General features: G+C 50.2%; 14 protein-coding genes and 3 pseudogenes. 2 read left to right on the top strand and 15 right to left on the bottom strand.

What is annotated here, in order from left to right; genetic code table 11:
* Positions 1-116 precede the first annotated feature (116 nt).
* Genes NL116_RS22555 through NL116_RS22540 form a run of 4 tightly spaced genes read right to left on the bottom strand, consistent with a single transcriptional unit; the run spans position 117 to position 4,359 of the window.
* On the bottom strand, positions 117-1,346 hold the full coding sequence (locus tag NL116_RS22555) for a Zn-dependent hydrolase (protein ID WP_494374102.1): 1,230 nt from the start codon (positions 1,344-1,346) through the stop codon (positions 117-119).
* Between the two features lie 22 nt (positions 1,347-1,368).
* Positions 1,369-2,298 carry a 2-hydroxyacid dehydrogenase gene (locus tag NL116_RS22550; RefSeq protein WP_494374101.1) on the bottom strand — a complete coding sequence of 310 codons (930 nt, stop codon included), beginning with the start codon at positions 2,296-2,298 and terminating at the stop codon, positions 1,369-1,371.
* Entirely contained in the window at positions 2,295-3,050 is a 756-nt protein-coding gene (locus tag NL116_RS22545) for a class II aldolase/adducin family protein (RefSeq protein WP_494374100.1), read from the bottom strand. The genes NL116_RS22550 and NL116_RS22545 overlap by 4 nt, the downstream gene beginning before the upstream one ends.
* Positions 3,051-3,063: 13 nt before the next feature.
* On the bottom strand, positions 3,064-4,359 hold the full coding sequence (locus tag NL116_RS22540) for an MFS transporter (RefSeq protein ID WP_494374099.1): 1,296 nt from the start codon (positions 4,357-4,359) through the stop codon (positions 3,064-3,066).
* Between the two features lie 151 nt (positions 4,360-4,510).
* Here NL116_RS22540 and NL116_RS22535 point away from each other — a divergent pair, with 151 nt between their 5' ends.
* Complete coding sequence (locus tag NL116_RS22535; RefSeq protein WP_494374098.1) at positions 4,511-5,479, top strand: LysR family transcriptional regulator; 969 nt, start codon at positions 4,511-4,513, stop codon at positions 5,477-5,479.
* Between the two features lie 137 nt (positions 5,480-5,616).
* On the opposite strand, the gene NL116_RS22530 is transcribed toward NL116_RS22535, so the two are convergent.
* From NL116_RS22530 to NL116_RS22505, 6 genes and pseudogenes are all read right to left on the bottom strand, one after another.
* Positions 5,617-5,883 (bottom strand): arginine deiminase-related protein, encoded by a 267-nt coding sequence (locus NL116_RS22530; protein WP_494374097.1) that lies wholly within the window; start codon positions 5,881-5,883, stop codon positions 5,617-5,619.
* A pseudogene (locus tag NL116_RS22525) lies at positions 5,874-6,395 on the bottom strand (arginine deiminase-related protein). Before NL116_RS22525 ends, NL116_RS22530 begins: the two are co-directional and overlap by 10 nt.
* Positions 6,396-6,760: 365 nt before the next feature.
* On the bottom strand, positions 6,761-7,687 hold the full coding sequence (locus NL116_RS22520) for a hypothetical protein (RefSeq protein WP_494374096.1): 927 nt from the start codon (positions 7,685-7,687) through the stop codon (positions 6,761-6,763).
* A 73-nt stretch (positions 7,688-7,760) separates the two neighbouring features.
* On the bottom strand, positions 7,761-8,489 hold the full coding sequence (locus NL116_RS22515; RefSeq protein WP_494374095.1) for a hypothetical protein: 729 nt from the start codon (positions 8,487-8,489) through the stop codon (positions 7,761-7,763).
* Positions 8,490-8,620: 131 nt separating this feature from the next.
* A pseudogene (locus NL116_RS22510) lies at positions 8,621-8,842 on the bottom strand (DUF7693 family protein); the annotation flags it as partial.
* A gap of 31 nt (positions 8,843-8,873) precedes the next feature.
* Positions 8,874-9,310: pseudogene (locus tag NL116_RS22505) on the bottom strand (inositol monophosphatase family protein); the annotation flags it as partial.
* Positions 9,311-9,439: 129 nt separating this feature from the next.
* Between NL116_RS22505 and NL116_RS22500 the strand changes: the two are divergent.
* Positions 9,440-10,204 (top strand): hypothetical protein, encoded by a 765-nt coding sequence (locus tag NL116_RS22500; protein WP_494374094.1) that lies wholly within the window; start codon positions 9,440-9,442, stop codon positions 10,202-10,204.
* 3 nt (positions 10,205-10,207) lie between these two features.
* Here NL116_RS22500 and NL116_RS22495 read toward each other — a convergent pair whose 3' ends face one another.
* The 5 genes from NL116_RS22495 to NL116_RS22475 all read right to left on the bottom strand — a co-directional run bounded on the left by NL116_RS22495 (position 10,208) and on the right by NL116_RS22475 (position 13,333).
* On the bottom strand, positions 10,208-11,017 hold the full coding sequence (locus tag NL116_RS22495; RefSeq protein WP_494374093.1) for a DUF5677 domain-containing protein: 810 nt from the start codon (positions 11,015-11,017) through the stop codon (positions 10,208-10,210).
* Positions 11,018-11,420: 403 nt separating this feature from the next.
* A complete protein-coding gene (locus NL116_RS22490) occupies positions 11,421-12,014 on the bottom strand; it encodes a hypothetical protein (RefSeq protein ID WP_494374092.1) in 594 nt (197 codons plus the stop codon).
* A 135-nt stretch (positions 12,015-12,149) separates the two neighbouring features.
* Positions 12,150-12,698 (bottom strand): hypothetical protein, encoded by a 549-nt coding sequence (locus tag NL116_RS22485; RefSeq protein ID WP_494374091.1) that lies wholly within the window; start codon positions 12,696-12,698, stop codon positions 12,150-12,152.
* Positions 12,699-12,781: 83 nt separating this feature from the next.
* Positions 12,782-12,916 carry a hypothetical protein gene (locus NL116_RS22480; protein WP_258347475.1) on the bottom strand — a complete coding sequence of 45 codons (135 nt, stop codon included), beginning with the start codon at positions 12,914-12,916 and terminating at the stop codon, positions 12,782-12,784.
* Between the two features lie 237 nt (positions 12,917-13,153).
* Complete coding sequence (locus NL116_RS22475) at positions 13,154-13,333, bottom strand: hypothetical protein (RefSeq protein ID WP_494374090.1); 180 nt, start codon at positions 13,331-13,333, stop codon at positions 13,154-13,156.
* Positions 13,334-13,433 lie beyond the last annotated feature (100 nt).

The raw sequence follows: 13,433 nt of genomic DNA, 5'->3' as shown, positions 1-13,433 counted from the left end.
TGATGTTTTTCAACTGGCAGATATTGGTAGCAGCGCCCGCGTCCGGGCGCTTGTTATAGTGATGTGGGCCTCTTGGGGCTCTTAGTGTGTCGCTCTGGTCGCGCCGCAGAGGGGGTTTAACGTTTCAATCGATCGACTATGGCATTGAGCAGAACATCGCATCCCATAGTTGCATCTTCTGGTAATACGTCCTCAGCCTCGTTGTGGCTCAGACCTCCGACGCAAGGGATAAAAACCATGGTGGTTGGACAATGGCGGGCCAGGAGGATGGCGTCGTGACCGGCACCGCTTACGATGTCCTGATGCGGATAACCGAGCGCCTCGACAGACCGTCGTACCGCACCAATGCAATCAGCATCAAATGGAGTAGCGGGGCTTAGCCAGTGACGCTCGATGTTGAGGGTGAGCCCACGGTTATCGGCAACACGCTGGAAACGCTCTTGTACCTGCTGTTCCATGATCGCGATCTGCGCATCATCGTGATGACGCAGATCTACGGTAAACGTCACGCTGCCAGCAATAGTATTGCGCGATGATTTTGCAATGTTTAGTTGACCAATTGTCACTAGGCCTTTTGGTGCAAAATCGGTGGAAAGCGCTTCCAGTTGTGCTGCCATATCTGCGACCCCGAACAGGGCATCCTTGCGCAGCACCATCGGTGTAGTACCTGCATGGGCACTCATGCCTTTGACCACCACATCCAGCCAGCAAATAGCTTGGCCTCCGGTGACGACACCGACGGGCAAACCGTTATCTTCAAGGATCGGGCCTTGCTCGATATGAGCTTCGAAATATGCGTCGAAGGGGCGTTTGAAGGCTTGCTCACCAAAATGACCGGTCGCTTCGAGGGATTGGGCAACGCTGATGCCGTCGGTATCACAAGCATCCAACGCAGTTTGCAGCGGCAATATACCGGTGAACACTGCAGAGCCGAACATGGCTGGAGTAAACCGCGCGCCTTCCTCATTCGTCCAAACAGCGATTTCAATTGGTCGCTGGCTTTGAATACCTTGATCATTGAGGCTACGAACTACTTCAAGACCGCTCAATACGCCATAAATACCATCAAATTTGCCACCTTTGGGTTGAGTGTCCAAGTGGCTGCCCATGACGATAGGTGCTAGGCAGTCGTCAACGCCTGGAAGACGGGCAAACAGGTTGCCAATAGCGTCGAATGCCAGGCTCATTCCGGCGTCTCTGCACCAACTCATGAACAGCTCTCGACCCGCCTTATCTTCAGCCGAAAGGGCTAGGCGACAGTTTCCGCCTTTTTCGGTTGCGCCAATCCTGGCCATTTCCATTAGGCTGTTCCACAGCCGATCGCCGTTGCAATTCAATACTTTCATGCGATACCTCTAGCGTTTTGAATCAGTAGCCTAGCGAAGGGTCAATCACGTTTTTCAAAGCCTCACCTGCTAAAAGCCGGCGAGTATTTTCTGCGACTTGGCGAGCAATGCATTCGTGCGAAGCAGCAGAGGCCATGTGCGGTGTAACGACAGCTCCACGTGTTTTCCAAAGAACATGATCGCCCGATAACGGCTCCGTTTCGAAAACATCCAGAACCGCACCGCGCAATTGACCGCTAGCCAGTGCCTGCTGCAAGTCGTCGATCACCAGATGTTGACCACGCCCACAGTTGACTATGGCAGCGCCCTGCGCCAGTTTGGCAAAAGTGCGCTTGTTAAGGATGCCGCTCGTGGCGTCGGTCAGCGGTAGCAGGTTGACAAGCAAATCTAAGCCATCGAGGAAACTGTCGAGCTGACCATCGCCGTGGTGAGAGGCAACGCCTTGAAGTTTTCGAGGGCTGCGAGCCCAGCCACGAACGTCGTATCCGGCATCGACCAGATCAGCAACTATTGCCGCGCCCAAGGAGCCCAAGCCCATAACGCCGACTTTGAACTGGCCAGCGGCCCGCTGTGGATGACGCTTCCACAGGGTTAATGGCTGCTGGGCGATGACCCGATCAAAATCGCGGTGGTAATACAGGACTGCCCAACGAACATACTCGATCATGCCCAGACGATGGCCAGGATCAACGACGCGACAGACTGGAACGACTGGGCAAGTGGGATCGGTGCTCAAATGATCGACTCCCGCAGCCACTGAGTGAACCAAACGCAGCCTTGGAAATCTCGCTAGGCTGCCAGCGGGCGGATACCAGCACGCTGCCACTTCGGCCTCTTGCGCTGCAGGATCGTCCACAAGCACCGCATTCACACCGGGTGCGTGTTCAGCGAATGCGGTCTGCAATTGTTTTAGCAATAGCTCATCACTGCTAATAAGCACGATGGTCGTCATGAGCAATAAGACTCTCGTTGGTCTTCGATAAGTGTCAATACGGCCTGCCAAGTCAACTGCACAATTTCTTTAGACTCATCTCGGTTGAATTGCAGTGCAGTCAAGCGGCATACCTCTTCACTGGGCTGCACCAAGGCAGTGTTGCCTGAAAGCGCCTGCACTTGAGCTTGGCAGGCGCGTTCAAGAAAATGAATCTCGTGGAATGCTTGAGCGACATCCCCGCCAGCAGCGAGCAAACCATGATTGCGAAGGATCATCGCGTTGTGCGTGCCGAGATCAGCGATCAGACGGTCGCGCTCGTCTAACGACAGTGCGATCCCTTCGTACGTGTGATAAGCAAGCCTGCCGTAATACTTCAAGGCATGCTGTGTAATTGGTAATAACCCATGCTCCTGCGCGGCTACTGCCATGCCTGCTGCGGTGTGCGTATGGATCACACAATTTAGGTCAGGCCGTGCCATATGAATGGCTGAGTGAATGATGAAACCAGCTGCGTTCACTCGGCTGCCCTTGATGTCACCGTTGACTATCCGTCCATACTGATCTATGCGCACCAAGTCGCTGGCTTTCATACGGTCGAAAATTACGCCGTATTGGTTGATCAAGAAGTGATGCTCTGGCCCTGGTATGCGCAGTGTTATATGTGTGTCGATCAGGTCTGTCATACGGAAATGAGCAATCAGCCGATACAGTGCTGCTAAGTCGCAACGTGCTTGCCATTCCAAAGAATCGATAGTAGCGGGCTTATACATGTTAGCTCCTGATTTAAGGTACTGGCTGCGCAACTGCGGCGGTTTCGCCGCGAAGCCGAGCTAACCCGCAAATGCCGAACAAGGACAGGCCTGCCAGCAAACTGAAAAAAATCGCCAGCGGGAGCCATTGTCCTGCGTAATGAGTGGCAAGAAGAGTACCGATTATGGGTGTGCTACCACCGGCAATGGCGCTGATCAACTGGTAGGCAATGGAAATGCCGCTGTATCTCAAGTGTGGTGGGAAAGCCTGGGCCATATAGCCAGCAATTACCGCGTAGAGCGCAGACAATGTAACCACTGCCATCGCAATGCCTAGGGTCATCAACACAAGGTTTTGGGTAGTTACAAGCACAAACATTGGATAAGGCATGGCCATCGAAAGAAGCGCTGCAAGTTTCAAGAAACGTCCTTCGCCGATGCGTTCAGCGAGCAATGCGCTTATCGGTTGGGAAATAAACTGAAGTATTGTGACAATGAATAGACAATCGAGAATTGTTGCCCGCGAAATGCCTTGATATTGCGTTACATAGGTGATCATGAAGGTATTAGTGAAGAAAAATCCCGCGGAACCAATCGTGACAGCGCACGCTGCGAAGAAAATTTGCCGCCAGCAGGTTCGTAAAACTTCAAGCACGGGGTACTTAGCGGTTTCACCTTTTTCAGCAACAGCCTTAAATTCAGGGGACTCGTCCACTCCAAAGCGAATCGCCAAGCCAATAAGCATTAATACGCCACTTGCCAAGAACGGTAAACGCCAGCCCCAGTCGGCGAACTCTTCAGGTTCCAATGAAGTCACTGCACGGAAGGCAATCAACGCAAGCAAAAGGCCTGCAGGACTGCCCAGTTGTGCAAAGGAGGCATAGAAAGTCTTGCGGCCTGCCGGGGCGTGTTCGCTCGCCATCAGTACCGCACCGCCCCACTCACCGCCAACAGAAATCCCTTGCAGGATCCTGAGTATCACTAGGCCGATAGGGGCCCAGATTCCGACACTGGCGTAGCTTGGTAGCAAACCGATACCAGTGGTTGCAATGCCCATCAAAACCATAGTGAACAACAGCATTTTTTTTCGCCCTAGGCGATCCCCCAGGTGACCGAACACCATCCCAGCCATGGGTCGAGCGATGAAGCCCACCGCGAATGTACCAAAAGCAGCCAGTGTGCTCAGGGCTGGATTTGTACTGGGGAAGAACACTTGCCCCAGAATCAGTGCGGCAGCGGTGGCGTAGATATAGAAGTCATAGAATTCAATGGTAGTGCCCACAAACGCTGCGGCTGCCGCACGGCGTGCTTGGTTGGGGGAGGTTTGCATACAAGACCCTCAGGATTGGCTTTTATGGCAGAGATCTAAGAATGATCAAGGAGCGCTCTGTGGCGCTTGGCGGATTTATCGCTTAGCCTTAATGATTAATCAATTTGCTAATACTTAATTTGATTATTAGCCCACCTACTAATGGTGAAAAATGGATAACAAGGACATGCAGGTAAATGCCCAAAACCCTCAAAGCAGACGCTCCGTCATTGACCGACTGGACTGGAATCTGCTGAGGACTTACTTAGCAATTGGTCAGGAAAAAAGTATCAGCCGCGCTGCTGCTCGCCTGTTCATTACGCAGTCCGCAGTGAGTCAGTCTCTAAAGCGTCTAGAGGAGCAAATGGATTGCGCATTGATTTTGCGCCGGGGCCCCCGATTCGATTTGTCGCCAGCAGGTGAGGAGGTGTTGCGCATTGCTGAAGAGATTTATGGCAATTTTTCGCGACTCGTCATGACGATTCGAAACCCACAAGACGACATTGTTGGAAAAGTTAGAATTTTGACAATCAGCCAAGTCCAATCCACTTTGTACGATGATTTTTTAGTTCAGTTCCACCTCGATCATCCAAGAGTTGAGATAGAAGTCGACGTGATGCGCAGCTCAGATATTCAGAGCTCTTTGAATCAGAAAACCGCAACTGTAGGCCTGGGGTTGTGTCGGTTTCCTCAAACCAAGCTCGAGCGTTTGCGCCTTTTACGCCAGCGCTACGCATTTTTCTGTGGGAAACGCCATAGGCTGTTTGGTCACCGCAGGCTGCCACTGGAAGCGCTTAAAGGTGAAAACTTTGTCAGCTTTACCAGTGATCAAATTGGCGGTAATTTGTCACCACTTACCGTGTTTCGAGATCAGCAGGGTTTTACCGGAAAGATAGTCGCCTCGTCATCAAGCTTTGAGGAAATTAGACGCTTGATAATCGCGGGCTATGGGATAGGGTGTCTGCCCGAACACTTAGTTGATATCGACCTTCACAACGGACTAATTTGGCGGCTACCGCCAGCAGATGGCGTTGTCGATGTAGACGTTTTTTTTATGTGGAATCGAGAACAGCGGATGAGCGCTGCCGAGACGATTTTTATCGAATCGTTCCGCCTTTTTTTGGAGAGTTCCCAAATCTAAACTAAAATTCACCTCGTAATAATTTTAGCAGTTTTAGTGCACGTCAAAGATGCTTCAGCACAATTCGACAAACACTGTCTCAAGGTAATGTAGAAAAATCCCCACCGCCCGAGGATCGGGATTTTCTTATCGAAGGATCACTTCCGAGGAGAAATATGGATTCCAGCAATCATGCAACGGACAGAGCCACCGGCTATCTCGATAGTTGGAACATCCAACGGCACCAATCTTACTGAACGCTCGATGCGTTGACACTGCTCCTTGGTCAGACTGCTAAAGGCTCGGCGAGAGAGGGCCAGGATTCGACCGTCTCTCCCGGACAGCTCGATTGCATTGCCGGCAAACTCATTGATTTGCTGGTTGGTCAGGTCGATAATATCTCGACCTGATTCGATTAGGCGCATACGACCTCTTCAGCTCTAGCCATGTTAGTGAATGTGCCAAAACCAACCAGCGCGAACTCAGTCGCCACACACATCAAAACGTTGGCGTAGTAAATCGGCACTCCCTTCTCATCCGCCGTATCGAACACCATTGGCTCGAAATTGAAGTGTGTACTGGCTCGCTCCAAGGCAATCGGATTTGCTCTATTCGAACGCGCCGCATAGGCCACGCGAGACATGTGGTCGAATACCATGACCCCGGTGCCTTCGAGGAGCAACTCGTCTTGCTCAAGTCCAGAATAGTCAATCTCGTCCTGAACCCGATACTCCTGTTTGAGCATCTCGATTACGTCTGGACGCCTCTCTCAACGACGGTTTGGCGAATACATCGAGTAGATCGCGACATGCCCATCAGGGTGAGTGGAGAACCAATTGTTCGGGAACACAGAGTCTGGGGTGTTCTTCTCACCGAAATCATCGAACAGGTGAGCTCGCACACCTTCAGCCTCTAGCCTCCCGGCAGCCTGGGTCACCTCATCACGAGCGAGCTCAGCAAGGGTTAGTGTCGCGAGATCATGGTTCGAGCGTATCCGTCCGGCCAAGTCATCTATTCACTGAACCGAAAAATGATGAGGAGTGGGGCAAGGCAAGGACTGAAATCGATATCCTCATCGAGGTACAGCGGGATAGATTGAGTAATGACAGGCGTATCCCAGGCCAATAGGAGCGCTCAGCCAGGGATGCGGAGGTGCTAGGATCGGAGCCATAGGGCTGGGGCGCCGCCTTAGTTCCGGCTTGTTCGCGACAGTTGGCCCGTAAGGCGCGCAGCGTGTTCCTGCTGCAGCCCTTCTGCGATTGGGAGAGGTTACTCTCGTGATCTCGGAGATGTATGGCCAGCTTATTCAGGATCACTCATGGCTCTTTTGCCACCAAATGTGAGATCCCATAGGGTTCGGGCATTTCTATGTGTATAGCTTTTAGGATCAATATCGTTGGTGTTGATTTCGAAAAAGCGGCCATCCATGAGCCATTCCATAAAGCCTAGTAGGTCTGGGGAGTAGTCAAGAACATGTAGTTCCTTGAATTTGGAAACCTTGCTTGAGCATATTTTAAACTCGGATCCTGCGAAATAGTTGTCTTGGAAAATAAAGAAGTAATAGCAGCCAATTTTGAAGTGGATGATGGGGAGGTGGTGTAGGGATAGGGCTATTTTTTCTTTCTCATCAGCGATGAAATGGGCTTTCAATCCCTGTCTAATTGAGTATTTTAGCGCGTTATCGTCTATTAGGTTTTCTGGAATGTTTTTGATTAGGTTTTCAATAGGTAATGCGTAGACTGAGTGGTAGCAGCTCTCGGCTTTGTTGTTTAGGTAGTCTCGCATCAGCGATTCTGAAAGTGAGTAGATCGCTTCGAAGGCCTTCTCTTGTGGTTGAGTGTCTTTTAGACGCTCTGTCGACACGATTAATCGCCATGCGATGGAGATTGCGAAGTTATAAACTTCGTCATGTATTGGGTTTGGCGTATTACCTCGATAATACTTTTTGAAAATATCGTCTGTGAAATGTTTTTCGAGTTTTGAGAATTTATCCTCGCAAGTGTTACACATCATCTTGAAGGCCGGGGTGTCGGCCACCATCTTGTCACGATCATTGTTGAAGTAGAAGCTATTAAGCTTGCTGGCTCGCTTTAGCCAGCGCATTACAAACTTGGGGATGATGTGACCGAGTTCGTCTAGCTCTCCTGTTTCGCAAAGCAGGCATGAGGTAGGCATTTTTTCCGCTTTGAAAAGCTCTTCATATACTCTGTGGTTGGTGAGCGTTTCCAACTAAATTCTCCTCTGAGTGGTTTTGTAACCAGGCGATTGAGACGTGCAATTTTTACAAATTATTCAGTTCCTCTCACAGGGCCAGCACGGCTGACGAAGCTGCTAGGTGGGCCATCGGAATGAATTCCAGAACGTCATCGCTCTCCGTGACGGACAGAGCGATATTTACCTGCCTACCGTCTATAATCGCAATATCACAGGTGCTTGAAACAGTTTCGCTGATGGCAGCAGTCTCACTAATCAACGTGAGCATGCACGACACTACAGACTGCCTTACCTGGCTTGCCGGCAAAGACTCGAGGGCTTCAGTAACCACGGCCTGCAGCCTAGCCTGCAACGCCTGAGCTTGCTCCAAGGAGAAGCCACCAGGGAAGCACATCACTCTACCCTCGGTTAGGCCGCATAAGGATTCGGCGCTGTGATGCTGGTGGAAGTAGACGAACCGGGTAACCGCCTGATCATTTACCACGGTCGGGTACGTGAACATCCATGATGTCTCGGCCAGGTCGGCTGCTAGGCGAGGGCTTTTGGCATGTACCTCTGAGAATGAGTCGCGGATATGCAGGATCAATCTCAATACTTCGTCAGGACTGTCGAAACCATGATCTCTGACGAGCGATTTGACAGAATCCAGCATAGCTACTGAGCCTGCGCCAGTGATGACGCCAACCGCTGTCCTGACGATCTTCTCTTCGTTGTCACCGCAAGGGATTCTTACGCCGTACTCGGTGATTTGGGTGACACGTTTGTCAGCCGCGATGATGACCTCATCACCTATATGGGCAACCAAGATACAGGTCATGAATTCCCTCTCTATTCCATGTGAGCCAGGCCGGCGAAGCCGAAGGCGTGGATGTTGAAGCTTCTCGGGTCAAGACATAGCTTGGTTCACTACAGCTAACCCATCAAGGCGTTCACCATTGGATATGGTTTTCAGAGCGCATTCAGCAGGTTCTCAAGCGTCTGATGCTCCCACACAGATAGCAGCGCAATGGGATTTGTGCCAAACCGATCTCTGGAGTTGAATGACCAGCGGCGTGCATCCGGGCTCACACACGCTTCGCAGTAGTCGAGCTCATCACAGTCGTCGAAGATCATAATGCTCCATCCCTCGACATCGACCATGAACATCCCTGCATAGAGCTCGCCCCACGTCTGAACGCCTGCTCTACCATCACAAGGCTTTGCTTAGAAGCTGCTGATTTATAAGGTCTACGAACGTGGGCACGCCGTTTCGGAATAGGTGATCCATGCCCTGGGCCCACGCCAGGCAATCAGAGATGCCGTCAGGAGTAACCGGAGCGTGCACTACACCAAGACTGGCTGGTTGCTGTAAAGCAACCCTACCGCGATCGCAGATCCCTTTAGACCGTTAAGGAAATCGCTGGTGCCGTCGTTGGGGTCGACCACCCATCACCAGTCGTTTCCAGTGAGTAAATGACAGGTTTCCTCTCCCCACCAATCGCAACCACGCACCCTCAACAGCTCAGGTCGTAAGAGTTCTTCGAGCTCGACGTCGATATCGGCTTCGTCGCCAGATTCCCTTGGCCCACCAGGCCTGCAAACCTCTCATTCCAGGAGTAAACCTGCGCGCTCGACGGCACGAATCACGAGGGGAAGTATTTACTGCAGTTGTGTGGTTCGCTCATTTGGGCTTAGCCGGGTCGTGAGAGGGGACAGGATACCTGACGCCACATTGGTGTCCTCGATGCCCTGGTGTAGTCTGAACAGTCCAGAGGGAGTCCCAATTTGATGATCGAACAACTCTTCAAAGCGCTACATCACTACAACGAAGCATACCGCGAACTGATCAACGAAAAAGCGATGCGGCACACGCCTAACCACGGCGACTTCGAGGTCTTTATTCAGTCAGCGCTCAAGCTTACAAAGGCTGAAGACTGGGGCTTTATTTGCTCATCGATGGACATTATCAACGACAGCCTTTTAGGCATTGAGCATTTTTGCAAGTATGGCCTTGATGGCCCGACGAAGTACGATGACTTCGGGGAAAAATACATCCGTTTGTATGGCGTCGTGAATGCCACTTACATTCAGCAACAAGCTCTGCTCAACCTACACCGGATTGCAAACGTCCCGAACCTTCGCGACATTGAGAGCACAGTGGCAAGCCTTCAAGTGCGTGAAGTCAGGAATAAGCTTGGCGCGCACAGTGTTGATTATGCTAATCGCGAGGCTGGAAACACTGAAAGCTTTGTTCCAGTTCGATTTACCCTTTCAGGTATGCGCTGTGATTACTACAACAATACTACCCTACAATATACCGAAGTAGATCTAAAAGTCATTCTTGGTGAGCATGTAGAGCTAATGAATGATATGTACGATGCCATATATCGAAAGTCAGTTGGTACAATATATAAAACCAACAAAGATAAAAGAGAAGAGTTGCTAAAGAAAATTGACGATGCCAAGGTGCTACGAAATGGCGGCATCGTCATGAGAACACCTGAAGGGAAAAGAATCTTTATCACAGCATTCGAATCAGATATGCAGGATTAAATTTCACAAGCCCTTTGAGGTGATAGAGGTAAATCTGTCCAGCACCAGGTTTACCTCTCTATCATATGATGTATCGTCTGTTGCCTCGAGAAAGCCAATCATGATTGCCAGGGTAGGTGATACACAAAAGTTAGCTGCACGAATCACCTCATATTTTGTAGCGGGCCCAAACCTATAGCCACTCCAAGTGTTGCTTTCTTTGTCGGAGACTATATAGCGTTTTAGCGAAGAGGCTGAGTAGTGCATAGCATCGTCAGAAAGATGCTTGTACATAAGGTAATTACTAGAGAGAGAAGACATTTCGGCAATATCTTTCCACTTCAAGTGCTTTCCCTTGTCTCCAGATATCCGCTCATCCATAGCTGCTTCAACGTCGGCAGTTAAAGAGTGGCTGCCTTCTTTCAATGCTACAGCCTGACCCCGCTTTGCAGCTACGCTGTCGTGTTTTAGTAATGGGATAAATGTATCAGGATTGTCTACCAAGGCGCCGATACAAAATGAGTTTTCATAAAGACACCGAGCCATGATCCTTGCTTCTACTACCATGCCTCTTTCAAGGTTCATAATAGCCGACTGAAAATTGCTCAGTGACCTCAGGGCAGAGAACATTGTGAGCACCTTCACATCCATGGTATTACCATGATGCTTTTCAAATCCTGAAATAACTATTTTCTGCAGGAGCTGATTGATATCCCTGAGCAGAGAAAACCACTCTGGATTTTCTCCAGTAACATGATCAATCGTTTCCTGTATATCGCTAGTCACAAATCCATGGATGCTAAATCCGGTATCCCCTGTCGCTTCGGTGCTCAAATCGATCTCCCTGCCTGGTGATTTCACAATCAGCTTAGGTTAGCAAAAGCTGAGGAATGCGTGGCCTGCATTCAAGCATTACCAGCAGATGTTCCCTTCTTCCTGCGGATCAAGCGCAATGTCGGAACCTAGCCCCCCAGTTGAGCCGGGGGTGGAGTCGTATTAACAGTGGCGGTAGGTGATCAGGATGATCGGGATTGGTTGAGTTGAGGGTGCGGTAGGTGGAACGATGGCTACAGTGATGTTAACGGCCAGAAGAATGGTATTAAGAAGGCCGATGATAAAGGTGAAAATTTTGGACGTTATGTTTTCTCATAGTTTTTCTTGATTTAGTGTTGTCATCAGCGAATTGACCATTAAATTTAGAATTTTTAAAAATATTTAAGTTCCATCCAAACTCGATTCAGAAGAATTTTGGTAAAGTCCCCGACGTTACGAATTTGCGATACGCGTCCTGCGCAACCTTGTAGTTAATAATGTGCCAGCCGTGCGCGGTGGGAAATATAAAGCTTTTAATCTCAATCGGAGTAAATGTAAAGCTCTCTGGTAGGCCAAGTTTTTTCTTTGCAGAGGAGTCTGCGGAATTACACTGCTCGCATATTATTACGGGGGCGAATCTTGCGGCTGCAGCTCCTTGCAAGGTATACATACCGCCATAGGCGTCGCTGGCATGATCGTGATGTGTATGAAGACCAACAACCCAGCCTTCAAAACGTGATGGGCTTTTAGGAAATCGCATAGCCCAGCGGAGCAACTCGAATTTTGTACGGTTACAGCACGGGCACCGCCAATCCTCGGTTAATGATTTATACTTTTTCTTGCAGTGACCTCCATCAAACTCTAAATATTCAACTTGTGTTGGAAGCTTTCTGTCTCGATTACGGAAGATAGTAGCTTCGCGATCTTTATTGCGTACCTTGCTACCATCGCAAGCTATGCAAAACTGCTTTATCAGGAAGTCTGGATGACAACTGCAAGTAGCGTCGATAGAACTCATTTGGCCTCCTTTGATTACATAGCCGGATTGCTATGTGGTCAAATTGTAGATCAGCTTGGCACATCGTTCTGGAGGCCGTCATCTCACGTCTCCACACGACATCCGGCGACAATACTTACCAAGCGCGGCCATGGATCACGCCGGGATTTCTCTGACAATGTCACCCTTGATCACGTATTGGTTTTTCACGTACTCACCATCATCACCAGGGGCTTTATCGACAACGATCATGCCGTGCGTAGCGAGGATCGATAAGCCGTCTCTTAGAGAAGTCCACTGTACAGCAGCCCTATTTCTCAAGTTCTCGACATTGATGCTCGAGATCCTTGCTTGATTCGGTCGGACGATCAGTAGCACGGCGTAGATCTTAAGCGCCGCAAGCGCCTTTTCCCCTCGGCGAGAGATCTTCGGAAGGTTCTTAACAACCTCGTTGTTTGGGATTTTGTAGTAGTAGCCGTCCTTTTCTGCCTCGAAATGTGGGCATACCAGCGTGTACTCGGACTTGAGCTTGCCTCCACCAGGCTTGTGTCGAATCCACCCCCGCGCTTCCACGTCAACCAAGGCCTGGCGAACCATTGGCCGACTTAATCCTGTGCGCTCCATCAGCTCGCTGACAGAGGAGACAACTGTGTATGTCTTCGCCGTGGGGGTCATCGTTGCCAGGGCGAAGACGACACGAAGCATCGCCTGAGACCGACCTGCATGAGCCCCTCCTCGAAGGAGCGCAATCTCATCAGACCACCATGCCGGCACTTTCGACCATGGCCTCATTCCTTGTCCTTCTTTTTCACTGATTCCAGCACTGATAGAGCTTTCCAAGCTACGCCGAATGCTGCAAATGCCAGCAAGGCGATAACTCCCGAAGGCCCGCTACTCACGATCTCTTTAGCTAATTCCAACATGGTTGCTAACCCTGGTTTCTCTACGTTGGCTCCTTTGTACTTCAAGGCGCAGGGTCGCTTCTAGAGAGACCTATAGTATCAGGATACTAAAAACACCTTGTATATCAGAAGGTTGACCGATTATTTAGAGTTTTTCAGGGGGCAATGAGAGGTATGCGAATTACCCCTAATTTACTCCTCATTACCCCCTCGAGCGGCCCGTGAATGCCAAAACTGGTCTTACTATTTCACTCCAAATCACCCTCGATCATCGCGCCGTCCTTGCTCAAAACTTTTAGCAACGGCGTTGAGTTCCTCCTGCAGGGTGACCGGCGTGGACGTCTCATACAGAGCCAAAAACGCTTCCTGGGCATCCAAGACTCGTTCGATTTTGCGCTGCTGTTCGGCCTCGCGTCTCTTTTTTAGAAAATCAAACATCTTCAGTACCTCGTCATGTGAGAGGTAAGCATAGGCCGAAGAAAAAAGGCCTTTTTGGGCGGGTTTCCCAAAAAAAGCAGATCTTGGGCATCAAAAACAA

The sequence above is a fragment of the Pseudomonas sp. FBCC-B1667 genome, from assembly GCF_059133255.1.
Note: the sequence above shows the minus strand (reverse complement) of the source record. Positions and strands in the feature narration are given on the sequence as shown.

Excerpts from the sequence above, each read along its gene's own strand:
- NL116_RS22555 (WP_494374102.1), bottom strand. The coding sequence starts at position 1,346 with ATGAAAGTATTGAATTGCAACGGCGATCGGCTGTGGAACAGCCTAATG.
- NL116_RS22550 (WP_494374101.1), bottom strand. The coding sequence starts at position 2,298 with ATGACGACCATCGTGCTTATTAGCAGTGATGAGCTATTGCTAAAACAA.
- NL116_RS22545 (WP_494374100.1), bottom strand. The coding sequence starts at position 3,050 with ATGTATAAGCCCGCTACTATCGATTCTTTGGAATGGCAAGCACGTTGC.
- NL116_RS22540 (WP_494374099.1), bottom strand. The coding sequence starts at position 4,359 with ATGCAAACCTCCCCCAACCAAGCACGCCGTGCGGCAGCCGCAGCGTTT.
- NL116_RS22535 (WP_494374098.1), top strand. The coding sequence starts at position 4,511 with ATGGATAACAAGGACATGCAGGTAAATGCCCAAAACCCTCAAAGCAGA.
- NL116_RS22530 (WP_494374097.1), bottom strand. The coding sequence starts at position 5,883 with ATGCGCCTAATCGAATCAGGTCGAGATATTATCGACCTGACCAACCAG.
- NL116_RS22515 (WP_494374095.1), bottom strand. The coding sequence starts at position 8,489 with ATGACCTGTATCTTGGTTGCCCATATAGGTGATGAGGTCATCATCGCG.
- NL116_RS22500 (WP_494374094.1), top strand. The coding sequence starts at position 9,440 with ATGATCGAACAACTCTTCAAAGCGCTACATCACTACAACGAAGCATAC.
- NL116_RS22490 (WP_494374092.1), bottom strand. The coding sequence starts at position 12,014 with ATGAGTTCTATCGACGCTACTTGCAGTTGTCATCCAGACTTCCTGATA.
- NL116_RS22485 (WP_494374091.1), bottom strand. The coding sequence starts at position 12,698 with ATGCTTCGTGTCGTCTTCGCCCTGGCAACGATGACCCCCACGGCGAAG.
- NL116_RS22480 (WP_258347475.1), bottom strand. The coding sequence starts at position 12,916 with ATGTTGGAATTAGCTAAAGAGATCGTGAGTAGCGGGCCTTCGGGAGTT.
- NL116_RS22475 (WP_494374090.1), bottom strand. The coding sequence starts at position 13,333 with ATGTTTGATTTTCTAAAAAAGAGACGCGAGGCCGAACAGCAGCGCAAA.